The sequence below is a fragment of the Herbaspirillum rhizosphaerae genome, from assembly GCF_001189965.1.
Classification (GTDB): domain Bacteria; phylum Pseudomonadota; class Gammaproteobacteria; order Burkholderiales; family Burkholderiaceae_D; genus Herbaspirillum; species Herbaspirillum rhizosphaerae.
Genome location: NZ_LFLU01000001.1, coordinates 21,581 through 46,949 on the forward strand (window position 1 = coordinate 21,581; position 25,369 = coordinate 46,949).

Consider the following 25,369-nt stretch of genomic DNA (forward strand, 5'->3'; position numbering starts at 1 on the left):
ATGTCATCATCAGCGCTCATCTGCATAAACTTGCGTTCCGCACTATTGTCGTTCGCGCATATGAGGCGACGGAGCTCAGCGCAACCAAGGCAGGTCTGTCCAACTGGCTGGTCCAGGCCCGATAAGTTCGATCTGCAATCATGCGCAATGCCGCGATGCGATCATGCAATTCTTTCAGAATTTGCGTCTCGCTTTGAACGGCCGGTCCCTGTGCCAGAAGAAGTTCGGCTCGCCCGGCGGCACACCAGTTCCTGATGCTTTCCTCGGTGACTTCCAGATGACCTTGGAATGCCCAGTGGCGACCGCGGCTGAATCCCTTGTTCAGGCAATGGCTGCCGTACATCGTGCGGATCGCGCCCGCGGGAATTTCAAACGTGTCGTAATGCCAGTTGAAGATCGTCGCTTGTGCGGGCAGCGCCATCAGCTGTTGCGCAGGAGGAGTGACCCATATCTGGCTCCAGCCGATATTCGGACAACTGTTGCGGCTGACTTTCGCTCCCATGGCGCGTGCAAGCATCTGCGCGCCGAAACAATGCCCGAGCACCGGAATGTCGCGCCGTATGGCATCTTCCAGTAATTTCCGCTCATCCTCGATCCACGGCGAGGTTTCATTCGCACAGTGATCGCTGCCCAACACGACAATGCCGCCGAACTTGCTTGCATCGACGGGAGCTTTCCCATCCGATGCAGGAGAAATGATCCGGTAGGGGATGTCGTTTTCATCCAGATGATCGCGCAGTACTCCCGGCCCTTGCGTTGATTCGTGTTGAAGAATGGCGACGGGTCTCATAGAGTCAGGGCCTGCATCGGCAAGCCTGTAGTGATGGAGACCTCAATGTAGAAGCTTCGGCATAAAAACCGGATTCCATTTGATGCGATTTACGTAAAAAACGCGTAAAAAATATCCCTATCTGTCATCAGACAGGTGACCGTCTGTTGATTTTCTCGCAGAATTCACCCGCTCATAAGCTGACGCTCGCAGCTCCAGGTAGCGTTGCGTTAAGCTTCGACGCTATGTCCCAACCATGTTAACGGCGTCCGGTTGAAGATCGGCGCCACCCGTCGCCGGCTCGTCGAATCGGCGTCGTGCGGGCGGCGGCACAGTTTCTGTAGCCATTGCGACGGTAACTTGTTACAGTCTTTCGTACAAAAAAATAAATCTTCATCGGGGGAAGTCCATGAAACATCTCGCTGCCTTATGCAGTGCACCTGTCGTCTTGCTGATTTCGTCGATCGCCTGTGCGGCCGCACCCAGCGCGATGTTGCGCGTTGTCTGCGAAGACGGCGACAAGGGCGCGGAGGTCATGGTCGACGGTAAATTCAAGGGTGAATGCCCGGTCGACATCATGCTCACCGAAGGATCGCATAAGTTGCGCGTGAGCAAGCCTGCAGGTGCAACGCAGGAGCAATTGTTCGAACAGGACGTTCGTCTTGGCGGCGGCACCAGCAAACGCATCGATGTCGTGCTGTCCGCGCCGCAGATGAATGCCGCCGCGCGACGTGCTGCGGATGCCGCAGTCAAGGAACGTCAGCGGAAGGCCGAAGCGGCGCTGGTGAAACTGATTCAGTCAGCGCCTGCGGATCCCAAGGCGGCAAAGGATCTTGCCAGGTTTTATTTTCGCGACGCCAGATCCTGTTACCTGTTCATGCCTATCCCCAGCGATTCCGTCTCCTGGACCGGACCGTGCCGCGACGGCATCGCCTCAGGCAGCGGTGAACTCAAGTTCGAGACCAACGGCGTGGTCACCATGCGCTATGTAGGCATGCTGGCTGCAGGCTGGGCGGATGGACAGGGCACGGCTTATTTCAAAGATGGCGAGCAATACGCGGGCGATTTTGCCGAGGGTTTCCGGCATGGACATGGCAAGCAATTGCTTGCTAACGGCACTTTCGAGGGCGAGTTCGTCAAAGGTCTGCGCAACGGCAGAGGCGTCTACGTCTGGAACACCGGCGACCGTTACGACGGCAACTGGGTCGACGGCAAGCGCGAAGGCAAGGGCGATGTGCTGACCAAAGATGGTTATCGCTACATCGGTGACTTCGCCAATAACATGCGGCATGGCAACGGTGTGGTGATTGCTCCTGACGGTACACGTGTGGAAGGCCGGTTTGAAAACGACGAAAGGGTCGGCGCGCCTCGATGAGCGAACGGCGTAGCCGGAAATTCCAGGGCGCGTGGTAGCGGGCTACAGCATGAGAATAAAAAGGGGAAAGTTTTGAATGCAAAGAAAACGGCCGTGGGGACGGTCCGCATCGTTCATGTTCTGTGCGTGCTGATGCTGTCATGCGCCGGCCTGGCGATGACATCTGCGCAGGCTGGGCCACAAGACCTGCTGCGCATGAGCGAACAACTGGATCGCGTCGACAAAGGTGATTTTGACGAAGCGTTGTCCAAGGCATCGCAGTGCACGCGCGTGCGCGATTACACTTGCGCCGAGGCGCAGCTGAAAAACGCCAGGAAATTTTCTACCGATGCGAAATCGAAAAGCGCCCTGAAGCGAGCGGAAGAGGATTTGCTCGCCGAACGTGCCCGCGAAAAAGAAGAACAACGTCTGGCTGCACAGCGTCAGCGTGAACAGGAAAAACGGGAGACCGAGCTGCGCCAGGCCGAACAGCGTGCGCGCGATGCCGAACGGCAAGCGCAGGCAGAGGCTGAGGAGCGAGAGAATCTCAATAACCGCATCGCCGCCGCCGGCAACGCGTATTCGCAAACTATTCGTGCACAGGCCAATTCCAGAGCGGCGGAACAGGCGCGCAATCAGCAGTTCGCGCAGCAGCAGGCCGAGGCTGCCCGCAACGCGGCGAACGAACAGCGGCGGCAGGCGCAGGATCGCGCGCAACTTGATGCGCAACGTCTGCAACAGCAACGCCAGGCCGACGCACAGCGCATCCAACTGGCGCAAGCCCAGCAAGACAGCCAGCGTGCGCAAGCCGCTGCAGCGGCGGCAAAGAGCGCGCCTGTGAGCCAGCCGGCTCGCGACGTCGCACCTGCTGCCGCAACCGTGGCGCCAGCCAGGAAATCCAATTCGATCAATACCGGGCGTGAGGCGATGCGCTGTGTCTCCGTCAGTCGCGAGAAAGAAGACCTGGGTTTCACCAACACCTGCAACATACAGATCTTCGTCGTCTGGTGCGGCGATCTGAAATACAGCAAGAAGCAATGCGGAGACGGTCCTGCGGGCAACAGCTTTTACACGCACTCGGTCAACGTCGGTCCGGGCGACAAACAATACGCGCGCGGCATCGGCGATTATCACTACGCAGCCTGCGAAGGCGGTATCGCCTTCGGCAAGGATGAAATTCAGGATCGTCCTGACGGCACGTTTACCTGCGTTCCGAAGTGAATTGCCATGAGCGCAACCACAGGCTTCGACGTGAATCTGCTGAAGTCACAACATGATCTGTATACCGTTAAGAGAAAAAAAGATGAAGAAAATGCCTGATCGCCGCGATTTTTCGGTTGCCTTGTTGATCGCATTGTTGCCTGTCTGCGGTATGGCCAGCGGCGCTGAGACCTCGGCTTCCACGAAGGTTAAAGGAAACGGCGCATCGAAGCAGGCGCCGGTGGACATGGCCGTGATGCGAGTCATGTGCGAAGGGAAAACTGCAGATGCGCAGGTGAGCGTGAACGGCGTGCTGAAGGGCGAGTGTCCGCTGGACATGGAGGTCAAGGCCGGCCCGATCCAGATCAGAGCAACGAAAAAACGCGATGAATACTACGATCAGGTATTCGAGCAAAGTTTCACGCTGGGTTCCGGTGTCGCCAAACGTGTTGAAGTTGTTTCCAACAAGCGGGCTCAGTTCCGGCCGGAGGCTATTGCGCGCATCGACAAGCTGGTTGACGCCAGCGAGAGCGCGATCGAAGCGAAGCGGCGCAATGAGATCCCGTCTCTGGAAACGGCAGCTGCGGCGGGGGATGGGGCGGCCATGGCGCGTCTCGGCCTGTTCTACAAGTACGGACTTGCCGGGGCGTCCGACGTCAAGAAGTCAGTTGACTGGTACAGGAAAGGCGCCGAGGCCGGCAATGCCGACGCCATGTATGAATACGCCCGGCTCCTGGAACGGGGCAATCTCGTTCCCAAAAACATGGGGCAGGCGATTGAGTTGTATCAAAAAAGCGCAGCATCGGGACAGCCGGAAGCGCTGCAGAGAATGGGACGATTCCTTGAAAAAGACGGCGACGGATTTCAGAAAAATCCCCGGCTGGCGGCAACGTACTACATGAAATCGGCGGAGGCCGGCAGCAAGCTGTCTTCGCTTTTGTATTGGGGAGTGCTGCCTGAGGCCGAGAAGGATGCCGGTCTGGCGACCGAGGAAAAGCTGAGTGCGACGGCGACCGCGATCCAGCTTCGCAAAGCAGAAGCCGGCGAGGATTTCGAGGCGCTGACCGATGCCGCGGCAACCTATACCTTCGGCACCTACGGCAATGCCGTCAATCACGAGCGCGCCCTGACCTATTATCGGATGGGCGTGCGGCAAAAGAAGAAGCTGGCCGCGGCCGGAGACGCCGATGCTAATTATCAGCTCGGTTACTGGTATCAGGAAGGCGGTTTGGGTTTGCTGGTGGACAAGAAAGAAGCTGCGCGTTATTACAAACAGGCGCAACAACTCGGTTATCCGGAGGCAGCAGAGGCGTTGAGAAAATTGCAGGCGCAGTAGGCAGGACCGGCGCGCGCAATCAATCGTCTATCTTCCCTGAATCGAAATCACCCGCGCCGCCGACATCACCAGGTCGGCATGGCGGCGTTCATCCGCATCGCCCGACCAGCGCGCCGTGGTGATCGCCAGGTTGACGGCACCGACGGCGCGTCCAATGCGCGAGTCGGTAATCACGGCGGCGGTGGAGATGTCGCCGAAGAAATATTCTTCCCGGATGTGCGCATAACCCTGCTCGCGGAACTTCGCCAGGCGCTGCTTGATCTTGTCGCGGTCGGCGATGGTGAAGGGCGTGTACATCTTGAGGTCGGTATGGTCGAGGATGTCGTCGACCTCGGCTTCGCTCAGGGTCGACATGATGGCCAGTCCCGATGCCGTGCAATAGGCGGGCAGGCGGGTGCCGGTGACGACGTTGGGATTGAGCACGTTGCGGCTGACGATACGCTGGACGAACACCACGTCGGGGCCGTCGAGGATGGTCAGGTTGGTGGTTTCCTCGGTTTCCTGGCTGAGCTGCTGCAGGTAGGGCGTCGCGCGGCGCACCAGTTCGCTGGAGGTCAGGTAGTGATAGGCGAAGTTGAGAACCTTGGGCGCCAGCTCGTACTTGCGGACTTCTTCGTCCTTGGTGAGATAGCCCAGCGTCATCAGCGTGTAGGTGAAGCGCTGCGCGGTGCTCAGGTCGAAGCCGGTCAGCGCGGCGATCTGCGACAGCGACAACTGGCGCTGCTGGCCGTCGAAGGCCATCAGCACGCGCATGGATTTCTCGACGGAGTTGACGTACAGCGGCGAGTCGACGCCGGTGTTGTCCGGTCGGGCAGGTTCGGCTGCGGTCGTTGTCGCTTCCGTCTTGACGGCCTTGGCTGTCTTGGAGGTGGTCGATGGCGCTTTTGCGCCTGCGCTGTCAGTGGTTTTTCTCATCATGGGTGGTTTTTGATCTGCCTGTTCTGGCTGTGCGGCGTATGCGATTGTAAACCTTCCTGGCGCTTATTCCCGCATATCGCCCGGGATGGGCGATCCGGGCGATATGCAGAGCTCGTCTCCCCTCAGCTTCCGGTTTTGAGTGCGCGCCCGCCGGTGCGCTGCCGGTCCCACGCCGCGCCGATGTCGCGCTGGAGCAGATGCTTCTTGATGCGTTCGCTGAGCGTGGTTTCAAAACTGTCCGCCTGCAGGTAATAGCGCGGCGCCTGGTAACTGGCGAGTTTCGATTTCGCCCATTCCGCCAGTTCTGCGAAGCTGCTGCTCTGGCCTTCCTTGAACTGGACGTAGAGCAGGATTTCCTGTTCGCCGACTTCGCTTTCCACGCCGACTGCCGCGGCGGCGGCAATGGCGGGATGCATCACGAACACGCGCTCGATTTCCCAGGCGGAGACATTCTCGCCGCGTACGCGCATGCTGTCGGTCTTGCGGCCGACGAAGTAGAGGTCGCCGTCGGCATCCCTGCGCGCCAGGTCGCCGGTGTGGAGCTTGCCGTTTTGCAGCGCTTCCGCCGTCGCTTTCGGATTGTCGAGATAGCCGGGCAGGAAGCAGCCGTCGATGTCGCTCGACACCACGATCTGGCCGATCTCGCCGGTCGGCACGGCCGCGCCGCTGTCGTCCAGCAGTTCCACCTTCAGCCAGGGCAGGGCGCGGCCGATGGAGCCGCGCTTTCCGGTGGCGTTGACGGTGGCGAAGCTGGAGCCTTCGGTCATGCCGTAGCATTCGCGCAGCGTCAGTTGCAGGCGCTCCAGGATGCCGTCCCATGCCTTGGCTGAAACGCCTGCGCCCCAGGCCACGCGGATGCTGTGCCGGGCCGGCTGCACCTGCGGCGGCAGTTGCGCGAGGATGTCGAGGATGCCGCCCAGATAATGAAGATGCGTCGCCTGCGCGGTCTCGATCTGCTGCCAGAACTTGCTGGACGAGAAGCGTTCGACGATATGCAGTTCGGTCTGTTCTAGGAAGGGCACCAGCAGCATCTGCGCGCCGCCGATATGGCACAGCGGTTCCCACACGAACATGCGGTTGCCTGCCTTGACGTCGGAGACGATGCGCGTGGCTTCGCTGGCGATGCGCATCATGCGATGGGTGAACACCACGCCCTTGGGCGCGCCGGTGGTGCCGGAGGTGTAGATCAGGCAGAGCGGATGATCGGTGGCGACGGCGGCAGCCTGAGGCAGTCCTTGCACCGGGGATGTTTGCGTCGCCTCAATGAGGTCGTCCAGCCAGGCCAGCTTGCCGTCGAGATCGGCGAGTTCGCCCAGCGGTTCGGCAAACGTGCGCTGCGCGATGAACAGGTCGGGCCTGCAGTGCCCCAGCAGATAGCTGATGCCTGGCGCCTTCAGCCGCGTATTGACCGGCACCCACACCACGCCGGTCAGCATCAGCGCATAGATCAGCGCCATGTGGTCGAGGCCGTTTTCCAGCATCAGCGCAACGCGGTCGCCCTGTTTGACGTCGCGGCCGGCGAGCCAGCCTTGCATGGACGCCACGCGCGCGGCCATGTCGCTGAACGAGGTTTTGACGCCGTTGAATTCGAGTAGCGTGCGCTCGCCGTTGCCGAGCAAGCCTTCATGCAGCAGCGGCACGACATCGAGCGCATCGTGTGCGGATCGGACGGGAAAGTAGTTGGTATAGCTGTGCATAGTCATCTGAAGTAAAAAATTGGCGCCCGATCAGCGGCGGCGGAAAGTTTTGTAGAGCGAAGGCGCCAGCACCAGCAGCGCGATCACGATTACCATCACCAGCGATACCGCGGCCAGCGTCGGATTGACTTGCAGGATCATGTCGTCCCACATCTGCTTGGGCAGGGTGTTTTTCATGCCGCCGCTGACGAAGATGGCGATGGTCAGTTCGTCGAAGGAAATAATGAAGGCCATCTGCAAGGCCGCTGCGACGCTGCCGATCATCATCGGCAACTGGATGGTGCGCAGCCGTGCGAAGGCCGACGCGCCGAGGATCTTGGCCGCATCGTCGAGCCGCCAGTCGAAGCGCTTGAGCGCCGCCGCCATGGTCACCACCACATACGGGATCGCCAGCACGGTGTGGCCGATGGTCAGGCCGAGATCGGTGCCGACCAGTCCCATCCGCGAGAACAGATAGAACAAGCCGACCGCCACCACGATGCGCGGCACGATCAGCGGCGCCAGCAGGAAGGCGAACACCGGTTTGGTCCAGCGTCCAGGCAGGCGCGTCAGCGCCAATGCCGCGCCGACGCCCAGCGCGGTCGAGGCCAGCGCCGTCATGATCGCCACGCCGAACGAACGCAGGAAAGACGACTGCCATACCGGCGAGAACAGGAAGGCTTCAAACCAGCGCAGGCTGAAACCCTGCGGCGGAAACGACAGGAAGGGCGAATTGGTGAAGGCGATCGGAAACACCACGATGATCGGCAGCGACAGCAGCGCCACCGTCAGCACGCTGTACAGTTTCAACCCCTTCACCCGCGTCAGTACAGGCCCGCCCGCGCCATAGCCGGCGCCGCACACTCTGCCGATGGCGATCAGCGCGGTGGTCACGAAGGTGGAACTGTTACGTTTTGGCGCCGAACGGGTTTCGCCGCTGAGCGAGGACAGGCCGACCAGTTTGTCGTAGAGCATGAAGACCGCCACGGCGAAGATCAGCAAGACGGTCGACAGGGCGGCGGCATACGGCAGGTTGAACAGATCGTTGATCGCCGAGATGACCAGTTGCGCCACCATGGTTTCCTTCGGCGTGCCCAGCAGCGCCGGCAGGATGAAGAATCCCAGGCTGGTGATGAACACCAGCAGGCCCGCCGCCGCAATGCCCGGCCCAGCCATCGGCAGGAAGATCGAGAAGAAGGCGATGGAGCGATTGGCGCCCAGGGTTTCCGCCGCCTGCAGCAACTGCGCGTTGACGCCGCGCATGATCGGCAACATGTTGATCACCGCCAGCGGCAGCATCGCATGCACCATGCCGATCATCACGCCCAGCATGGACGGCGCCAGCGCCGACGGATCCTCGACCAGGCCGAGGCTGACCGCCAGCGTCAGCAGGATGCCGGTCTTGGACAGCACCAGGATCCAGGCAAAGGTTTTCACCAGATAGCTGGTCCAGAACGGCACCATGATCCAGATCATCCAGCGTTCGCGAAACTTGTCGCTCAGCTGGCTCAGGAAATACGCGATGGGAAAGCCCAGCGCCACCGACAGCAGCGCTGTCAGACCGGAGATCAGGAAGGTATTGCCCAGCACCTTGGCGAACACCAGATCGTTGGTCATGCGGCGGAACTGGTCCAGCGTGACGTGGCCGTCGGCGTTGACCATGCCGGTCTGCAGGATCTCGACTACCGGCACGCAGAAGAAGGCGATCAGGAACACGAAGCAAGGTATGGCGGGAAGCCAGGCGCGCAAAGACTTGCCGAACGTCGACGTGCGACGGACCGCAAGGGCGGGGACGGAAATCCGGAGAGAGGAAGTCGACATGGCGTGTCTCCGGTTGCTCAGCAGGTCACCACGGCGGTATGCGCCGGGTTCCACGTGACGCCGACGGTGTCGCCGGGCATCGGGGCGTCGCGGCGTCCGCAGCGCAACAGGAAGGGCTGGCTTTCGCCGATGTCGACCAGCACGCGGAAGTCCGATCCGGCGAAGACCACTTCGCGTACCGTTCCTTTGACGTAGGCATCGTCGGCGGACGCCAGGCGCGCTTCCTCCGGACGGATCACCAGCGAGATGTCGTCGCTCCCGCCGGTCTTGCCGACGGGCAGCAGCGAGTGCACCGGCACATGCGCGGGGACATGAATCGGCACGCTGAAGCGCGCATTGCAGAGGCGGATATTGTCGTCGCCGGCATGTTTTTCCACGCGGCCCGACAACAGATTGGAGTAGCCGATGAACTGTGCCGAGAAGGCCGTCGCCGGACGGTCGTACAAGTCCTGCGGGGTGCCGATCTGCTCGATCTTCGACTGGTTCATCAGGCAGATGCGGTCGGACAGGTTGAGCGCTTCTTCCTGATCGTGGGTGACGTAGATGAAGGTTGCGCCGAGATCCTTGTGCAGGCTGCGGATCTCGGACTGCATGTGTTCGCGCAGCTTCTTGTCCAGCGCACCCAGCGGTTCGTCCAGCAAGATCACCGAGGGTTTGTAGACGAAGCAGCGCGCCAGGGCGATGCGCTGTTGCTGGCCGCCGGACAGCTCGCGCGGCAAGCGATGCGCATAGCTTCCCATCTGCACCATCTCCAGCGCATCCTTCACCGCCGCCGCCATGGCCGCCTTGTCCATCTTGCGCATGCGCAGCGGGTAGGCGATGTTTTCCCACACCGACAAATGCGGGAACAGGGCGTAGCTCTGGAACACCATGCCGATGCCGCGCTCGCCGGCGGCGGCATGGGTTGCATCCTTGCCGTTGATGAGCAACTGGCCGCCGCTGGGCTCGACCAGCCCGGCCAGGATTTGCAGCAGCGTGGTCTTGCCGGAACCGGACGGCCCCAGCAAGGTGAGGAACTCCCCGTCCCGCACTTCAAGATCGGTCGGGGAGAGCGCGGTGACGCTGTCGTAGTGCTTGCTGATCGCTATGGTTTGCAGTCTGGCAGTCATGATGTCTTCGCGATTGAGAGTAACTTAAGAGGACAATGCAAACGCGCAACTCAGGACAGCAGCCAGGCGTTGAAGCGGTCCGACACGGCGTTGCGGTTCTTGTGCCACCACGGGCCGCTGGGCGGACGCATCAGCGCGATGTTGGCGGGCGCGGTCGGCAGGATTGCGGCGCGTGCCGCCGGGATGTCCTTGTAGGCTTCCAGCGCCGTCGGGCCGTAGGCCAGCGTGTCGGTGAAGCCGCTCTGGCGCTTGGCGTCGGCGCAGAACTTGACGAAGTCCTTGGCGATGGCCGCCCTGGGATTGCCCTTCGGTACGCCCCAGCCTTCCACCGAATAGAGACCCTGGTTCCAGTTGATGGCAACCGGCGCGCCGCCTTCGATGGCGGTCTGCGCGCGCGCGTTCCAGGTCGAGATCATGTCGACTTCGCCCGACTGGATCAGCTGCATCGCCTGCGCGCCGCTGGTCCACCAGACCGAGATGTGTTTCTTGATGCGGTCCAGGCTCTTGAAGGCGCGGTCCAGGTCGAGCGGATAGAGTTTGTCCGCCGGTACGCCGTCGGCCATGAGCGCCTGCTCCAGCGTGTCGATGGCGTTGCGGCGCAGCGAGCGGCGGCCCGGGAATTTTTCCACGTTCCAGAAATCGGCCCAGGTCTTCGGCGGATTCTTGCCCAGCTTGTCGGTGCGGTAAGCGAGGATGGTGGCGTACACGTCGACGCCGACGAAGGTGGACGTGATCGACCCCGGCAGCATGTTCTTGAAGTCGGTCGGCGCGATGCCCAGCGGTTCCAGCATGCCGGTTTCTTCCAGGATAGGCACGTCTTGCTGCAGCGTCAGCGTGGTCACGTCCCACACGAAATTCTTGGTCTGCACCATGGCGGTCAGCTGCGCCAGCGGTTGCGCTTCGCGCGCGACGTTGACGATCTTGACGCCGGTGGCTTTTTCAAACGGGTCGTAGAACGCCTTGCGATAGGCCGCAGTGTAAGGACCGCCCGGATCGGCGACCACCAGTTGCTTGGTTTGTGCGAACACCGCGGGCGCGGCGCCGACGCCGGCCGCTGCCGCCAGCCCGCCTGCCATCTTCAATACGGTGCGGCGTTGTTGATTGATTTGCTTAGTCATACTTACTCCCTTGAATAGTGAATTAGAGAACCATCAGACCTGCCATTGCTGAAACTGAAACCCGACATGCAAACACTGTGAAACCGGCGCCGCCGCAGGATCCGGCGACGCGCCGTCAGCCGGCGATGGTGCGACCGCGCTTCTTGAAGAACTCTTCCATCATGCGAGCCGGTTCGCCGGTGGCGTAGGCTTCGGACTGAATGCGGCGGCCGGCGGCGATGGCGTCGACGAAACCGGCTTCGGTCATTTCGTAGAAGCGTTGCTTGTCCAGGCGCATGGCGACCGGCGGCTTGTTGGCGAGATCGCGCGCGATCGCCAGCGATTTGCTCATGACTTCCGCCTGCGGGACGAGGTGGTGGAGCAGGCCGAGGCGGTGCGTTTCTTCCGCTTCCATCAGGCGGCCGGTCAGGGTCAGTTCAATGGTGCGCGACAGGCCCAGCATCTGGGTCATGATCCACGGGCCGGTCACGCTCGGGATGCCCGAATTGATTTCCGGCTGGCCCATGCGCGAACCTGCGTGGCCGACGCGGATGTCTCCCAGCAAGGCCACCTGGAACGCCGAGCCGGCGGCGGTGCCGTTGAGCGCCATGACCAGCGGCTTTTTCAAGGCGCGCAGCGTGCGGTAATAGTTTTCCCATTCCGTCATCCACTCGTCGGCGCGTGTTTCATCGAAGCCGTGCGCTTCTTCCAGATCCTGGCCGGCACAGAAAGCACGGTCGCCGGCGCCGGTCATGATGATGGCGCCGATCGCCGCTTCCTGATCGAAGCGCTTGAGCGCAGCGATGATCTCGTTGCGCATTTCCGTATTCCAGGCGTTGAGCTTTTCAGGGCGATTGAGCGTGATGATTGCAACGTTTCCATCGATTGCCAGTTTGATAAACTTTTCCATAATTATTCCTATGTAATAACTAATGTTTTATAACGCTAGTAAGTGTTGCAGCAATAAATATGCCTGTCTATATGCAATGCAAAATGGCTGGTTAAGCTCTGTGGTGGTGCATTGAGGGATGCGATTACATTGCGTTGCACTACAAAAGTTCGGCAGGATGGAAGGGCTTGGTGCGGGGAGAAGACGACTGTAGCGGTGTCATCGGAGGGGAAATGGGAGGGGAAGTCGGGGAAATGTCGTCGCACATCGATCGTGAGGCGTGCGGAAAAGAGAAGAGCCCCGAGAGGGGCTCTATATAGTCCGGTGAAAGATCTTGCTACCTTTGCTGTCGGTCCGGCAAATGCTGGGCCTCAGTGCCGTGATCACGGCCGATACGACGCTGGGTCCTGACTTTCGTCAGGACGACGGCCCTGGTTATTAACAGAGGTGCGCACTCAATGAACGCACCGGCCGCCTACTTCTTCGCTGCCAGCCTGTCCTTGTGCGCTTTCACCATCGCGCCCAGCATCTGGTCGCCGAAGCCTTCTGTCACGCTTTGCTGCAAGGTTGCAGCGACATGCGTGCCGATCATGGCCGGATTGGCGAATTGCGCCGTCATGTTGTTGTAATAGCCGAGATCCTTGCCGGCGTTGGCGATGCTGAACTTCATGCCGTCGGAGCGGCCTTCGAGGATGCCGCCGGCGATCATCTGGAAGATGCCGCTGTTGGCGCCGCCTTTGCTGATCACTTCAAAGAACTTGCGCTGGTCGACGCCGACCGCGTCGCACATGGCCAGCGCTTCGGTAGCCAGCGTGGCGATGCCGATGGCGATGAAGTTGTTGAGCAGCTTCAGTTTTTGCGCGCTGGTGGTGTCGCCGATGTGGAAGATGTTTTCGCAGAAGGCTTCCAGCACCGGCTTCACTTTTTCAAACGTCGCGGCGTCCGCGCCGACCATGGTGTTGAGGCGGCCCTGCATGGCTTCCACCGGCGTGCGCGCCAGCGGCGCGTCGACGAACTTGACGCCCTTGGTCGCCAGTTGTTCGGCAATGCGGGCGCTCGACATCGGTTCGCTGGTGGAGCAGTCGATGATGATCTGGCCGCTGCGGCAATTTTCCAGAATGCCGCCGGCGCGGAACATCAGGTCTTCCACCTGCGGCGAACCGGTGACGCACAGGATGATGGCGTCGCTGCTTGCGACCAGGTCTTGCAGGCCGCCGGCTTCGCGCGCGCCTTCCGCGACCAGTTCTTCCACCGGCTTGCGATTGCGGTTGCCCATCACGGTGACGTTGAAACCCTTGATGACGAGGTTGTGCGCCATGCCCTGGCCCATCATGCCGACGCCTATGAATCCGATATTTTTCATGACTGGTGAATTGCTTTCTCTGAAGTGGAAAAGCCGGCGCATTTTAAATCGCGCCTTGGCGGGGTTGCTATCGAAACCTGCTTACGATCTGTAGCGAGAGGCCATCAGCCGGTGGCGGGCGGAGCGGAGGAACCGGAATGTACTTGAGTACATGAGGATTCCGAGCACCGCCCAGCACTTGCCAATTCGCGGATCATGGCCTCGCAGTAAGATCGTGAGCAGGTTTTTACTTGGGCATGTATTGCGAAAGATCAGGAAGCGGCGCGCCGGCTGCTGCTTCATACGATTTGGCCAGATTGCCGTTCTTCATGTTGACGACCACCCAGTTGTTGATCCAGGCCAGCAGCGTAGTGTCTTCCTTGCGCACGCCGATGCCGTGCGGCACGACCTTGACCGAGAATTTGGTTTCGATGTTGCGGCCCGGGTTCTTGCGCGCCGTTGTCGTCACCAGTTCCTTGGCGGTGCCGATGGCGTCGACCTGACCCGACAGCAGTGCGGCGGCATTGGTGGAGTCGTCGTCGTAGCGCACCAGCGTCGTGCCCTTGGGGACGATGGGCGTCAGCAGGGTGTCCTGCAGGTTGCCGCGCACCACGCCGACGCGTTTGCCGGCCAGGTCGGCGAGGCTCTTGATCTGCATCGAGTGCTCGGCGCCGACCACCGATTCCGACGCGCTGTAGGGCACGCTGAAGTTGATTACCTTGGCGCGCTCCGGCGTGATGCTGAAGGAGGCGATCACGATGTCGGCCTTGTTGGTCAGCAGGAAAGGCACGCGATTGGGACCGGTGACCTGGATGATTTCCATCTCGACGCCGAGGTCCTTTGCCAGCATCTTGGCGGCGCTGACGTCGGAACCGTAGGGTTGCAGCTTGTCGTCGGTCATGCCGAAGGGCGGCGAACCGAGGTCGATGGCGATGACGATCTTCTTGCGCTGGCGGATGTCGCTGAGCGTATCGGCGCTGACCGACTGGGCGAGGCAGACCAGGCCGAGGAAGGCGGCGGCCAGATATTTGATGTTGGTAAGTTTCATGCAATCTCCTGGATATAAGAATTGTTGTGGTTTCACTGCTGGCGTTGCGATTACTGTACGTATTGCACTTGCTGCGTTTGCTGTGGCTGCGGAAAACGATTCTGTGTTTCGGACGACGATTGCGAAAAACCGGGGAGGGAAGAAACGGCAGGCGCGCGTTCTCACTGCCATGGCTGCAGGCGTAGTTGCGCCGCCGGCAATGGCATGTTCTTGTCGCGTGAAAAATCCTGGTGTTGTCTCCGCCAATAGCGTGGCATGGCCCGCCGGCTTTTATGATTTGATTCTGTTGCGGCCCTGTTCTGCATGGAGCCCTCATGTGGGAAAGGACAGTACGCCCGGCCTCCGGCACTGTCCAATGAAAGTAATTCATCGCGTGATAACCGGCGGTGATGCCGCGATTTTTCTGATACATCGCCTGCATCGTCTGCGTGCCGGCGATTGAGACGGTCTATGTCCTCGGCTTCAAGGCAGGTCGCAATGCCGGCCGGCCATGCGCGGCATATTGGCTCGGCGTCTTGCCCAGCACTTTGCGAAACATGCTGGTGAAGGCGCTGGCGCTCTTGTAGCCGAGCTTTTCTGCGATACGTTCCACCGCGTCTCCCTGCGCCAGCCGCAGCAGCGCCTCGGTGATGTGCACTTGCTGCACCCAATGACGGAACTGCAAGCCGGTCTCTTTGGGAAACAGGCGGATCACGGTGCGCGCGCTGGCGCCGCCGAGCTCGGCCCATTGTTCCAGCGAATTCAGGCTGCCGGGATTGCCGAGGATGGCTTCGCAGATCGCTATCAGCCGGCGATCCGTCGGCCAGGGAATAGCGACGGGGATCGAGGTCGCGCCATGAATCTCGGACAGGATCAGTTGCGCCAGATGGCCGCCGCGCGCCTGGATGTCGTAGTCGGCGCTTTCCTTGAGCAGCGCGAGGATCAGCTCGCGCAAGAGCGGGCTGACTTCCAGCAGGCGGCAGGCGTCGCCGATCTGCTGCGATTGCTCCCGCCGGATGTAGAGCGTGCGCAGATGCACTTCACTGAGCATGCGGATTTCGTGTTCCAGTTCCGACGGCACCCACAGCGCGCGTTGCGGCGGAATGACCCACAAGCCGTGCGGCGTGCGCACCTGCATCACGCCCTCGGCCGCGTACAGCAATTGCCCGCGCGGATGCGAATGCGGCGCCAGCAGCTGGCCGTTGTCGAAGTCGCGGCTGAAGGCGACGACGGCTTGCGGCAGTTGTTGGAGTTTGGCGGCCTTGGCGCTGGAATGGACGATTTTCATGATGCGGGCGTGTTGTCACTTAATCGATGGAAAATGGCATTACGGTTTTTAAATGCCAATATACCATTGACGTGTTCCTTGCAGGTTTCCTCTCCATTTCGCGTTCATTCATTTTTATCCATGACAATCAACAGCTCATCTACGCTCGGTGCTGCGCTGGCCGATAAAGCTCCCGCGCCATCGGCCGCATCCGGCAACAACGGCTCCACGCCCCTGGTCTTGCGCATCGTCCTCGCAGTCGGCTTCGCGCACATGATCAACGACCTGATCCAGGCTTTGCTGCCGTCGATCTATCCGATGCTCAAGCAAAACTACGGCCTGACTTTTACGCAGGTCGGACTGATCACTCTCACGTTCCAGGTAACGGCGTCGCTGATACAGCCGTGGATAGGCATGTACACCGACAAGCATCCCAAGCCTTTGCTGCTTCCTTGCGGCGCGGTGTTCACGCTGATCGGCGTGGTGCTGCTGTCGATGGCCGGCAGCTTCGGCTGGTTTTTGTTCGCGGCGGCGCTGATCGGTATCGGTTCTTCAACCTTTCACCCGGAAGCGTCGCGCATTGCGCGCATGGCGTCCGGCGGCCGCTTCGGCCTGGCGCAGTCGACGTTTCAAGTCGGCGGCAACGCGGGCTCTGCGCTGGGTCCCTTGCTGGCGGCGGCGATCGTGGTGCCGTTCGGCCAGCCTAACATCGCGTGGTTCTGCATCATCGCCGTGGTGGCCATCGTCACGCTGTCGCGCGTGAGCAATTGGTATCGCCATCATCTGGCCGCCGGCGCGAAGAAGGGCAAGACGGTCGCGCATCACGACCTGGCTCCCGCAGCGGTGAAAAAGGCGCTGGTCGTGCTGGCCTTGCTGGTGTTTTCCAAGTACTTCTACATGGCGAGCTTCACCAGTTATTTCACTTTCTACCTGATCGACAAGTTTCATCTGGCGGTCGGCGATTCGCAGATCCTGCTGTTCCTGTTTCTCGGGGCGGTGGCGTTGGGTACCTTCTTCGGCGGTCCCATCGGCGACAAGATCGGACGCAAGCGCGTGATCTGGTTCTCCATCCTCGGCGCGGCGCCGTTTGCGCTGGCGCTGCCGCATGCCAACTTGTTCTGGACCGGTGTGCTGTGCGTGTGCGTCGGCTTTATCCTGGCGTCGGCGTTCTCGGCCATCGTGGTGTATGCGCAGGAGCTGGTGCCGGGCAAGGTGGGACTGGTGGCGGGTGTGTTCTTCGGATTGATGTTCGGCTTCGGCGGCATCGGCGCCGCGCTGCTGGGACATCTGGCGGACTTGTATGGCATCGCTGCGGTGTATGCCGTCTGTGCCTGGCTGCCGCTGGCCGGCGTGCTGACGGTGTTCCTGCCGAATCTGAAGCATTGATCCCGACATAAGGGCTGACGACAATATCCGCTGCGGCGGATATTGTCGTTGATGCCGGAATTACAGTTTGGTCACTGCCAGCACCGCGTCGGCGAATGCCTGCGGCGCTTCCTGCGGCAGGTTGTGGCCGATGCCGCCGCTGAGGTTGCGGTGTTCATATTTCCCCGAGAACTTGTTGCGATACAAGGCCGGCGGCAGGAAGGGCGCGCCGTTGGCGTCGCCTTCCATGGTGATGGTCGGGATGCCGATCACGGGGAGGTCGGCGAGGCGGCGTTCCAGTGCGTCGTACTTGCGTTCGCCGTCAGCCAGGCCGAGACGCCAGCGGTAGTTGTGGACGACGATGGCGACGTAGTCCGGGTTGTCGAAGGACGCGGCGCTGCGATTGAAGGTGGCGGCGTCGAACTGCCATTTCGGCGAGGCGGTCTTCCAGATCAGTTCGGCGAACTCGCGGCGGTATTGCGTGTAGCCCGTCACGCCGCGCTCGGTGGTGAAGTAGAACTGATACCACCAGTCGAACTCCGCCTTGGGCGGCAGCGGCTTCTTGGCCGCGGCCAGGTTGGTCATCAGATAGCCGCTCACCGATACCAGCGCCTTGCAACGCTCGGGCCACAAGGCCGCCATGATGCACGCGGTGCGCGCACCCCAGTCGAAACCGGCGATGACCGCCGAAGGAATCCGCAAGGCATCCATCAGCGCGATGATGTCCTGCGCCACTGCCGATTGCTGGGCGTTGCGTAGCGCGTCCGCAGACAGGAAGCGCGTGCTGCCGTGGCCGCGCAGATGCGGGATGATCACGCGATGGCCGGCGGCCGCCAGCAAGGGCGCAACGTCGACGAAGCTGTGAATGTCGTAGGGCCAGCCGTGCAGCAGGATGACCGGTTGGCCATTGGCCGGGCCGACTTCCGCGTAGCCGATGTTGAGCACGCCGGCGTCGATTTGCCTGATGCCGGTAAAGCCTGCTGCGCTTGCCGACGAGGCGCCGGCGATCACGCTTTGTGCATGGGCAAGTGTGCTGAAGCTCAGCTGCGCGGTGGCGACGGTGGCTGCGGCGGCGCCGAAGAAACGGCGGCGGCGTTGGTTGATCTGATCGGACATGTTTTTCTCCTTGGATGTGATGGCAGTGAGCCGGGTTTGTTTTGTTGCGTGACGGAATGGCGTTACTGTGGCTGCGCCAACAAATTCTTGATGGCCGCTTCGGTCTGCGCGTACTGGCCTTCGCCGAAGTGCGTGTAGACCACTTGTCCCTTTTTGTCGATCAGGTAGAAGGCCGGCCAGTACTGGTTGTTGTAGGAAGTCCAGGTGGCGTAGTGGTTGTCCTGCGCCACCGGGTAGCTCAGGCCGAAGCGCTTGATAGCGGTCTTGACGTTGTCGGTGTTGCGCTCGAAGGGATACTCGGGCGTGTGCACGCCGACCACCACCAGGCCCTGGTCCTTGTACTTCTGGTACCAGGATTTGACGTAGGGCAGGGTGTTGATGCAGTTGATGCAGGTGTAGGTCCAGAAGTCGACCAGCACCACCTTGCCACGCAGTTGCTGCATGGTCAGCGGTTCGCTGTTGAGCCACTTGTCGATGCCGCTGAATTCCGGCGCGGCGACGCTTTTGCTGAGTGCGCCGGCGGAGGCGGTGGAGGTTGCAGCGGCCAGCACGGTCAGGGCGGCGAAAGTCTTGAGTCGGGAAAGCATGATGGATTCCTTTCAGAGGTCAGATGGAAGAAGAAAACAGGGAAGACAGTGCGGCGGTAATAAGCACGTCGTATTGCAGATAGATGGCCAGCGCGGTCAGCACCACCAGCACGCCGAACAGCTGCTGCAGGCGTTGCGTGTGACGCGACACCACACGCACATGGCGGGTGATGTATTGGCCGCCGTAGAGGATGGCGAGCATGGGGAGCGCTGCGCCGATGGCGTACATCAGCAGCAGCAAGGCCGACCAGCCGAGGTCCTGGGCCTTGACCACCAGCACCAGGATCGAGGCCAGCACCGGCCCTGCGCATGGCGTCCAGACCGCGCCCAGCGACATGCCCAGTACAAAGCCGCCGGTGTTGCCGGCATGCACTTTGGGTTTGCTTGGCGCCGCGTGCATGCGTTGCAGCGGGGCTTGCAACTGCGCCACCAGCCATTCATAAGGACGCGGCCACAGGCGCAGCAGGCCGGACAGCGCCAGCAGGGCGATGGCGGTATTGCGCAAGACCTCCTGCGCCACGTGGACGGTGCTGGAGACGGCGCCCAGCAGCATGGCGAAGGCGGAAAAGCTCAGGATGAAGCCGGCGATGATGAACAGCGGGCGGGTGCGGTCGGGTACTGTTTCTCCGGCGCCGGCGGTGCCGGAAGCGCTGACCGAGCTGCCGAGCAGAATCGGCAACACGGGCAACACGCAAGGCGAGGCGATGGTCAGCAGGCCGGCCAGCAGGGCGAATGGCGTTTCGAGGAAGCTGTGCATGGTAGCGATTTCCAATGTTGGTTGCGATGACCGTATTGGAACGCCTGGACGTATCTGGCTTGTGTCCGCAAAGCCGCCCGGGTGCAATGTTTTGTGTATGTGTACGAGCCAGATACATTGAGACACAAATCGTTTGCGGACTTGTTTTCGCATTGATTTATAAATGCAGTCATTGCCAACCACCTGACATCGGGGAGAAGAAAATGACCACAGAAACTTTCCAAGGATCCTGCCATTGCGGCGCCGTCCATTTTGAAGTCCGCACCGCGCTGACGCCGGCCGGACGTTGCAATTGCAGTTTGTGCCGCCGCAAGGGCGCGCTGATGACGCCGTTGTTTCCGGCGGAAGAACTCAAGATCCTGAGCGGCGAAGATGCACTCACGCTGTATCAGTTCAACACACGTACCGCGAAGCACTATTTCTGCAAGCACTGCGGCATCTATCCTTTTCATCAGACCCGCAAGGATCCGCTGCTCTGGCGCGTCAATATCGGTTGCCTGGAAGGCGTCGATCCGTACGCGCTGGAAGCAGGCGTGGCCGACGGCGCCAGCCTGTCCGTGCTGGAGGACGCATGAGGCAGCTGAGGCGAGTGCTGGCGATCTTCGCTTTCGTGGCGGGCGGTTTCGCGACCGAGATGGCCAGGCCGGTGTATTGCTCGCTGCTGAACGTGGCAAGTACGGAACCGACGCGCCGCCGCAAACGAGCTAAGGTATGATCGCCGCATGGAAAACCAAGACCACATCCTGATCGTCGACGACGACCGCGGCATCCGTGAATTGCTGGCTGCCTATCTTGAAAAGAACGGCATGCGCGTATCGCTGGCGGCCAACGGGCGCCAGATGCGCGCCGTGCTGGAGCAGGGCGCGCCGGACCTGATCGTGCTCGATCTGATGCTGCCCGGCGAAGACGGCCTGGTGCTGTGCCGCGAATTGCGCGTCGGCAAATTCAAGGCCGTGCCGGTGCTGATGCTCACCGCGCGCAGCGAAGAAACCGACCGTATCGTCGGCCTGGAAATGGGCGCCGACGACTATCTCACCAAACCGTTCGCCGTGCGCGAGCTGATGGCGCGCATCCGCTCGGTGCTGCGGCGCGCGCGTATGCTGCCGCCCAACATGCAGGTGAGCGAAGCGGTGCAGTTGCTCGGCTTCGGCGACTGGCGTCTCGACACCACGGCGCGCCACCTGCTCGATCAGGACGGCACCATGGTGGCGCTGAGCGGCGCCGAATACCGCCTGTTGCGCGTGTTCCTCGATCATCCCCAGCGCGTGCTCACGCGCGACCAGCTGCTCAACCTGACGCAGGGACGGGCGGCGGATCCCTTCGACCGTTCCATCGATCTGCTGGTCAGCCGCCTGCGCCAGCGCTTGCAGGACGGCGCGCGCGAACCGCGCTATATCAAGACGCTGCGCAACGAGGGCTATGTATTTTCAGCGGCCGTCACCTTGATGGAAGGCGAACAATGAAATTGCCCTTCCTGCACTGGCCGCGCACGCTGTTCGCCCGGCTGGCGCTGATCCTCTGCGTCGGGCTGGTGCTGGCGCAGACCTTGTCGTTCTGGCTCACGCTGACCGAGCGCGATCAGGCCACCACCAATGTCATGATGGGGTATATCGAGCGCGAAGCGGCCAGCTCGGTGGCGCTGCTCGACCACCTGCCTCCCGCTGAACGCCCGCAATGGCTGCCGCGCCTGGCGCGCCGCAGCTATGAATTCATTCTCGGCCCCGGCATCACCGGCACGCCTCCCGATGCGCGCCTGTCGAAGATGGTGGCGAAATCGATCGCCGACGGCATCGGCACCGACTATGCACTGACCGTCAACGCCGTGCCCGGCGACAAGGAGCGCATGCAGGTGCATCTGAAGCTGACCGACGGCACCCCGCTGACCATCGACATGCGGCCGATGTCGGGCGTGCCGCTGTCGCCGTGGCTGCCGCTGGTGCTGGCGTTGCAACTAATCGTGCTGGCCGCCTGCTGCTGGCTGGCGGTGCGGCTGGCGACGCGTCCGCTGCACGCGCTGGCGACCGCGGCCGACGCGCTCGGCCCCGATCTCAAGGCGGCGCGCTTGCCGGAAGACGGCCCCTCGGAAGTGGCGCGCGCATCCAAAGCCTTCAACGCCATGCAGGACCGTATCGCCACTTACATGACCGAACGCATGCAAATCCTCGCCTCGATTTCGCACGACCTGCAGACGCCGATCACGCGCATGCGTTTGCGCGTCGACGTGATGGACGAGGACCCGCAGCACGCCAGACTGCAACAGGATTTGCAGGAGATGGAAAACCTCGTCAAGGAAGGCGTGGCCTATGCGCGCACCTTGCACGGCGCCGCCGAGGCGCCCATCCGCATCGACCCGGATGCCTTGCTCGACAGCATGGTGTTGGACTATGTCGATGGCGGCAGCGAGGTGTCCCTGGAGGGAAGCGTCGGCGCGACGCTGGTGACGCGTCCGCAGGCCTTGCGGCGCATCCTCGGCAACCTGGTCGACAATGCATTGAAGTACGGCGGCAGCGCACGTATCGGGGTGGCTGCAATCGCGCCCGATGGTCCGGTGACGATCTCGGTGCGCGACGGCGGGCCGGGGATTCCGCCCGAGTTGCTGGAGGCGGTATTCCAGCCTTTCTACCGGGTGGAAGAATCGCGCAACCGGCAGACCGGCGGCACCGGATTGGGGCTGGCCATTGCGCGGCAACTGGCGTTGGCGATGGACGCCTCGCTGTCCTTGCACAACCTGCCGCAAGGCGGGCTGGAGGCGCGGCTGACGTTGCCCAGGAGGCGCTGAACGTTTTGCGCCGGTTGTGTATTGCATAGGAAAGGCCTGCCGTTATCGATGAGATAAGGGCAGGCCTTTTTCATTCCAGCACAGGCAGATCAGTTTCAGACCAGATTGATTTCCACGCCGATGTTGCCGCGTGTGGCCTTGGAGTAGGGGCAGGTTGCATGGGCGGCATCGACCAGCGCCTGAGCGACCTCACGCTCCACGCCCGGCAGACTGACATTGAGCCGCGCCTGCAGGAAGTAGGCGCCGTCGGTGGTGCCCAGATCGACTTCCGCATCCACGGCGAGGTCGGACGGCAGCGCGACTTTCATCTTGCCCGCAGCCAGGCCCATGGCGCCGATGAAGCAGGCCGACCAGCCGGCGGCGAACAATTGTTCCGGATTGGTGCCGGCGCCTGTGCTGCCGGGAGATGACAGTTGAATGTCGAGACGGCCGTCCGAGCTGCGCGCAAAGCCGTCGCGGCCGCCCGAAGAGGTATGGGTTTTGCCTGTGTACAGTACTTTTTCCAGTTGGGTCATGATGAAATGCTCTCTGAGTAATAGGGGTGCCGGGACATTTTTCACGTACGGCAAGGGTTTTAAGTAATTTAAATCGCATTCGATTTAATCGAATGCGTTGAATTATATCGACAAATTTAAAGATGTCAACGCATTCGATTAAATCGTGTCCGATATATAATGGAGAGCGTAAAACACGCCTTTGTGTTCCGAGGAGCTATAGCGCCATGCCAAAAACCACCGATACCGCCGATCAAGCCAACCCGAAGCTTTCGGAATTCCTGTGCTTCGCCATCTACTCGGCCAATCTCGCCTTCGGCAAGGCGTACAAACCTATCCTGGAAGAACTGGGCCTGACCTACACCCAGTACATCGCCATCATCGCCTTGTGGGAGCAGGACAACCAGACCGTCGGCAGCCTCGGTGAAAAACTGTTTCTGGAATCGAACACGCTCACGCCCATCCTCAAGAAACTGGAGGCGATGGGATATCTGGTCCGCCAGCGCGATCCCGGCGACGAACGTCAGGTGCTGATCAGCCTGACCGATGCCGGCCGGCGTTTGCGCGAAAAGGGAATGGGTATGGATCTGGTGGACGCCTGCGGTCTGACGTCGGCGGAGTTTTCGCGCGTCCAGGAATCGGTCGCCGCGTTGCGCGACAACCTGATCAAATCCACGCAGGCCAGGAACTGAGCTGCGTGGATTCGTGTTTCAAGCTTACTGCGGCCAAGACAATACCCTGACCAGCAAACCGACAATTGCGCACGCGATGATGACGTGAATCACATTGCGTTTGAAGCGGAGCAAGGCCACCACCGCGGCCAATGCAATGAGCGCTGCGATCCAGTCAAAACCTTGCATCCAACCTTTCGGCCACAACACATGCAAGCCGAAAAACGTCGCCAGATTCAGGATGACGCCTACGACTGCGGCTGTAATGGCCGTGAGCGGCGCGGTGAAATTGATATCTTGATGGGTCGACTCCACGAGCGGTCCGCCGGCAAGAATAAACAGAAAAGACGGCAGGAAGGTAAACCAGGTCACCAATGCTGCTGCAATCGCGCCGGCCAGAAACAGATGATCCGGCCCCAATATGGCTTTCGCATAGCCGCCGACGAAACCGACGAAGGCCACTACCATGATGAGCGGCCCGGGCGTCGTTTCCCCTAACGCCAGTCCGTCTATCATCTGGGTCGGCGTCAGCCAGGAAAAATGAGCGACCGCGCCCTGGTAGACATACGGCAAGACGGCATAGGCGCCGCCGAAGGTCATGAGCGCCGCCTTGGTGAAGAACCATGCCATTTGCGTATAGGTGTGATCCCAGCCATACCATGCGGTGAGCGCCCCCATCGGAATGATCCACAACAGCGCGCCTGTGAGGATGATCTTCAGCAATCCGGTCCAGCGAAATAAAGCATGCGAAGGCGTTGGCGTATCGTCGTCAATCAGCGCTTTTCCGAACGACTGCTTTGCCGCAGCATGTCCGCCGCCGACGGCGAATTTTGATGGCGCCACTTTTCCGCCTGCATAGCCGATCAGCGCCGCCAGCGCGACAATCGCGGGAAACGGCACATTGAGCGCGAAAATGGCGACGAATGAAGCCGCCGCAATTGACCAGAGCACGCCGTTTTTGAGCGCCCGCGAACCGATCCGATACGCTGCCTGCAAGACGATCGCAGTCACAGCGGGTTTGATGCCGTAGAACAGGCCTTCGACTACCGGCAGATTGCCGAATGCGATGTACAGCCATGACAAGACGATCAGGATCAGCAGCGAGGGCAGCACAAACAGCACACCGGCGACAACGCCTCCCGCCGTCCTGTGCATGAGCCAGCCGATATAGGTCGCCAGTTGTTGCGCTTCGGGGCCCGGCAATAGCATGCAATAGTTCAATGCATGCAAGAATCTCCGCTCCGATATCCAGCGGCGGTTTTCAACCAGCTCCTGATGCATGATAGCGATTTGCCCGGCGGGACCGCCGAAGCTGATGAACCCCAATTTCAGCCAGAACAGAAAAGCTTCTTTAAAGCTTGCTGATGGCGGAGCTTCCGCTTCGACGTTCGGGGCAGCGTCGGTCTTGCTCATTGACAGAATCCTCGATGGCGCTTGATAAAAAGCCAATTTTGCCTGCAAACCGACGCGCCGCGTGAGGTATTTGCTACTCGACGATTTCCGCCTTGCCGTCCGGATAAGGATGCAGGCAATACACCTTGCCCGATTTTCCCTTCATGTGTTTTTGCGGCCAGATGCCGCCGATGCGATAGAGCACCCGGTTGGAAAAAATGATCGGGCCTTCCAAGACTTTCGCTTGCTTGAATCCGCTCTGGCTCAGGCATGCCGCACGCGTCTCGGCTTTCAATTTCGCCCATTCATCCGCACTGGATGCATGGACGCTTGCGGCCGGCATCAACGACATTGTGACAACCGCCATCTTCAAGGTGGAAATTCCGGTCAGTTGTAATGTGCG

27 protein-coding genes and 1 other RNA gene are annotated in these 25,369 nt (G+C 61.1%); 10 read left to right on the forward strand and 18 right to left on the reverse strand.

The window, feature by feature from the left end:
- Positions 1 to 16: 16 nt before the first annotated feature.
- On the reverse strand, positions 17 to 790 hold the full coding sequence (locus tag AKL25_RS00090) for a type 1 glutamine amidotransferase (protein ID WP_050475626.1): 774 nt from the start codon (positions 788 to 790) through the stop codon (positions 17 to 19).
- Positions 791 to 1,178: 388 nt separating this feature from the next.
- Here AKL25_RS00090 and AKL25_RS00095 point away from each other — a divergent pair, with 388 nt between their 5' ends.
- Positions 1,179 to 2,144 carry a PEGA domain-containing protein gene (locus tag AKL25_RS00095; protein ID WP_083444514.1) on the forward strand — a complete coding sequence of 322 codons (966 nt, stop codon included), beginning with the start codon at positions 1,179 to 1,181 and terminating at the stop codon, positions 2,142 to 2,144.
- Positions 2,145 to 2,282: 138 nt separating this feature from the next.
- Here AKL25_RS00095 and AKL25_RS24010 read toward each other — a convergent pair whose 3' ends face one another.
- Complete coding sequence (locus tag AKL25_RS24010; protein ID WP_157050392.1) at positions 2,283 to 2,912, reverse strand: hypothetical protein; 630 nt, start codon at positions 2,910 to 2,912, stop codon at positions 2,283 to 2,285.
- A 48-nt stretch (positions 2,913 to 2,960) separates the two neighbouring features.
- Between AKL25_RS24010 and AKL25_RS24015 the strand changes: the two genes are divergently transcribed.
- Complete coding sequence (locus AKL25_RS24015) at positions 2,961 to 3,344, forward strand: hypothetical protein (RefSeq protein WP_157050393.1); 384 nt, start codon at positions 2,961 to 2,963, stop codon at positions 3,342 to 3,344.
- Positions 3,345 to 3,426: 82 nt separating this feature from the next.
- Entirely contained in the window at positions 3,427 to 4,659 is a 1,233-nt protein-coding gene (locus AKL25_RS00105) for a tetratricopeptide repeat protein (RefSeq protein WP_050475629.1), read from the forward strand.
- Positions 4,660 to 4,686: 27 nt separating this feature from the next.
- Here the strand turns inward: AKL25_RS00105 and AKL25_RS00110 are convergent, their stop codons facing one another.
- The 9 genes from AKL25_RS00110 to AKL25_RS00145 form a co-directional block, all read right to left on the reverse strand.
- Positions 4,687 to 5,577, reverse strand: coding sequence for an IclR family transcriptional regulator (locus AKL25_RS00110; RefSeq protein ID WP_050475630.1), 891 nt, complete (start codon positions 5,575 to 5,577; stop codon positions 4,687 to 4,689).
- A gap of 122 nt (positions 5,578 to 5,699) precedes the next feature.
- Positions 5,700 to 7,274 (reverse strand): AMP-binding protein, encoded by a 1,575-nt coding sequence (locus tag AKL25_RS00115; RefSeq protein ID WP_050475631.1) that lies wholly within the window; start codon positions 7,272 to 7,274, stop codon positions 5,700 to 5,702.
- Between the two features lie 30 nt (positions 7,275 to 7,304).
- Positions 7,305 to 9,074, reverse strand: coding sequence for an ABC transporter permease subunit (locus AKL25_RS00120; RefSeq protein ID WP_050475632.1), 1,770 nt, complete (start codon positions 9,072 to 9,074; stop codon positions 7,305 to 7,307).
- Between the two features lie 17 nt (positions 9,075 to 9,091).
- Positions 9,092 to 10,183, reverse strand: coding sequence for an ABC transporter ATP-binding protein (locus AKL25_RS00125; RefSeq protein ID WP_050475633.1), 1,092 nt, complete (start codon positions 10,181 to 10,183; stop codon positions 9,092 to 9,094).
- A gap of 50 nt (positions 10,184 to 10,233) precedes the next feature.
- Complete coding sequence (locus AKL25_RS00130; RefSeq protein WP_050475634.1) at positions 10,234 to 11,301, reverse strand: ABC transporter substrate-binding protein; 1,068 nt, start codon at positions 11,299 to 11,301, stop codon at positions 10,234 to 10,236.
- Between the two features lie 115 nt (positions 11,302 to 11,416).
- Positions 11,417 to 12,190, reverse strand: a complete 774-nt coding sequence (locus AKL25_RS00135; RefSeq protein WP_050475635.1) for an enoyl-CoA hydratase/isomerase family protein — start codon at positions 12,188 to 12,190, stop codon at positions 11,417 to 11,419.
- A 454-nt stretch (positions 12,191 to 12,644) separates the two neighbouring features.
- Positions 12,645 to 13,532, reverse strand: coding sequence for an NAD(P)-dependent oxidoreductase (locus tag AKL25_RS00140; RefSeq protein WP_050475636.1), 888 nt, complete (start codon positions 13,530 to 13,532; stop codon positions 12,645 to 12,647).
- A gap of 78 nt (positions 13,533 to 13,610) precedes the next feature.
- A non-coding RNA gene (locus AKL25_RS23615) (sX9 sRNA) lies at positions 13,611 to 13,685 on the reverse strand.
- Between the two features lie 73 nt (positions 13,686 to 13,758).
- Positions 13,759 to 14,559 carry a transporter substrate-binding domain-containing protein gene (locus tag AKL25_RS00145; RefSeq protein WP_050475637.1) on the reverse strand — a complete coding sequence of 267 codons (801 nt, stop codon included), beginning with the start codon at positions 14,557 to 14,559 and terminating at the stop codon, positions 13,759 to 13,761.
- Here AKL25_RS00145 and AKL25_RS24020 point away from each other — a divergent pair.
- The gene (locus AKL25_RS24020) at positions 14,543 to 15,001 is read left to right on the forward strand and encodes a hypothetical protein (RefSeq protein WP_205627188.1); all 459 of its coding nucleotides are present in this window, start codon (positions 14,543 to 14,545) and stop codon (positions 14,999 to 15,001) included. The genes AKL25_RS00145 and AKL25_RS24020 overlap by 17 nt on opposite strands.
- Before the next feature lie 6 nt (positions 15,002 to 15,007).
- On the opposite strand, the gene AKL25_RS00150 is transcribed toward AKL25_RS24020, so the two are convergent.
- Positions 15,008 to 15,826: an AraC family transcriptional regulator gene (locus tag AKL25_RS00150; RefSeq protein WP_050475638.1), complete on the reverse strand. Its 819-nt coding sequence runs from the start codon at positions 15,824 to 15,826 to the stop codon at positions 15,008 to 15,010.
- A gap of 120 nt (positions 15,827 to 15,946) precedes the next feature.
- Between AKL25_RS00150 and AKL25_RS00155 the strand changes: the two genes are divergently transcribed.
- Complete coding sequence (locus AKL25_RS00155; protein WP_050475639.1) at positions 15,947 to 17,191, forward strand: MFS transporter; 1,245 nt, start codon at positions 15,947 to 15,949, stop codon at positions 17,189 to 17,191.
- A gap of 60 nt (positions 17,192 to 17,251) precedes the next feature.
- On the opposite strand, the gene AKL25_RS00160 is transcribed toward AKL25_RS00155, so the two are convergent.
- From AKL25_RS00160 to AKL25_RS00170, 3 genes are all read right to left on the reverse strand, one after another.
- Entirely contained in the window at positions 17,252 to 18,286 is a 1,035-nt protein-coding gene (locus AKL25_RS00160; protein WP_050475640.1) for an alpha/beta hydrolase, read from the reverse strand.
- 62 nt (positions 18,287 to 18,348) lie between these two features.
- Positions 18,349 to 18,873 (reverse strand): thioredoxin family protein, encoded by a 525-nt coding sequence (locus tag AKL25_RS00165; protein ID WP_050475641.1) that lies wholly within the window; start codon positions 18,871 to 18,873, stop codon positions 18,349 to 18,351.
- A gap of 19 nt (positions 18,874 to 18,892) precedes the next feature.
- Positions 18,893 to 19,630, reverse strand: coding sequence for a cytochrome c biogenesis CcdA family protein (locus tag AKL25_RS00170; protein ID WP_050475642.1), 738 nt, complete (start codon positions 19,628 to 19,630; stop codon positions 18,893 to 18,895).
- Between the two features lie 203 nt (positions 19,631 to 19,833).
- On the opposite strand from AKL25_RS00170, the gene AKL25_RS00175 reads away from it, so the two are divergent.
- From AKL25_RS00175 to AKL25_RS00185, 4 genes are read left to right on the forward strand one after another with little or no spacing between them, the layout of a single operon-like run.
- Positions 19,834 to 20,205: a GFA family protein gene (locus tag AKL25_RS00175; protein WP_050475643.1), complete on the forward strand. Its 372-nt coding sequence runs from the start codon at positions 19,834 to 19,836 to the stop codon at positions 20,203 to 20,205.
- Complete coding sequence (locus AKL25_RS24025; protein ID WP_157050397.1) at positions 20,202 to 20,345, forward strand: hypothetical protein; 144 nt, start codon at positions 20,202 to 20,204, stop codon at positions 20,343 to 20,345. The genes AKL25_RS00175 and AKL25_RS24025 overlap by 4 nt, the downstream gene beginning before the upstream one ends.
- A 7-nt stretch (positions 20,346 to 20,352) precedes the next feature.
- Complete coding sequence (locus tag AKL25_RS00180) at positions 20,353 to 21,093, forward strand: response regulator (protein WP_050475644.1); 741 nt, start codon at positions 20,353 to 20,355, stop codon at positions 21,091 to 21,093.
- Complete coding sequence (locus tag AKL25_RS00185) at positions 21,090 to 22,409, forward strand: ATP-binding protein (RefSeq protein ID WP_050475645.1); 1,320 nt, start codon at positions 21,090 to 21,092, stop codon at positions 22,407 to 22,409. Before AKL25_RS00180 ends, AKL25_RS00185 begins: the two co-directional genes overlap by 4 nt.
- Positions 22,410 to 22,504: 95 nt before the next feature.
- Here AKL25_RS00185 and AKL25_RS00190 read toward each other — a convergent pair whose 3' ends face one another.
- Positions 22,505 to 22,924, reverse strand: a complete 420-nt coding sequence (locus tag AKL25_RS00190) for an organic hydroperoxide resistance protein (protein ID WP_050475646.1) — start codon at positions 22,922 to 22,924, stop codon at positions 22,505 to 22,507.
- A gap of 206 nt (positions 22,925 to 23,130) precedes the next feature.
- Here AKL25_RS00190 and AKL25_RS00195 point away from each other — a divergent pair, with 206 nt between their 5' ends.
- Positions 23,131 to 23,595, forward strand: a complete 465-nt coding sequence (locus AKL25_RS00195) for a MarR family winged helix-turn-helix transcriptional regulator (RefSeq protein ID WP_050475647.1) — start codon at positions 23,131 to 23,133, stop codon at positions 23,593 to 23,595.
- A gap of 24 nt (positions 23,596 to 23,619) precedes the next feature.
- On the opposite strand, the gene chrA is transcribed toward AKL25_RS00195, so the two are convergent.
- Together chrA and AKL25_RS00205 are read right to left on the reverse strand one after the other, a co-directional pair.
- On the reverse strand, positions 23,620 to 24,987 hold the full coding sequence (chrA, locus tag AKL25_RS00200; RefSeq protein WP_050475648.1) for a chromate efflux transporter: 1,368 nt from the start codon (positions 24,985 to 24,987) through the stop codon (positions 23,620 to 23,622).
- Positions 24,988 to 25,060: 73 nt separating this feature from the next.
- Positions 25,061 to 25,333, reverse strand: a complete 273-nt coding sequence (locus tag AKL25_RS00205; RefSeq protein ID WP_240475614.1) for a hypothetical protein — start codon at positions 25,331 to 25,333, stop codon at positions 25,061 to 25,063.
- Positions 25,334 to 25,369 lie beyond the last annotated feature (36 nt).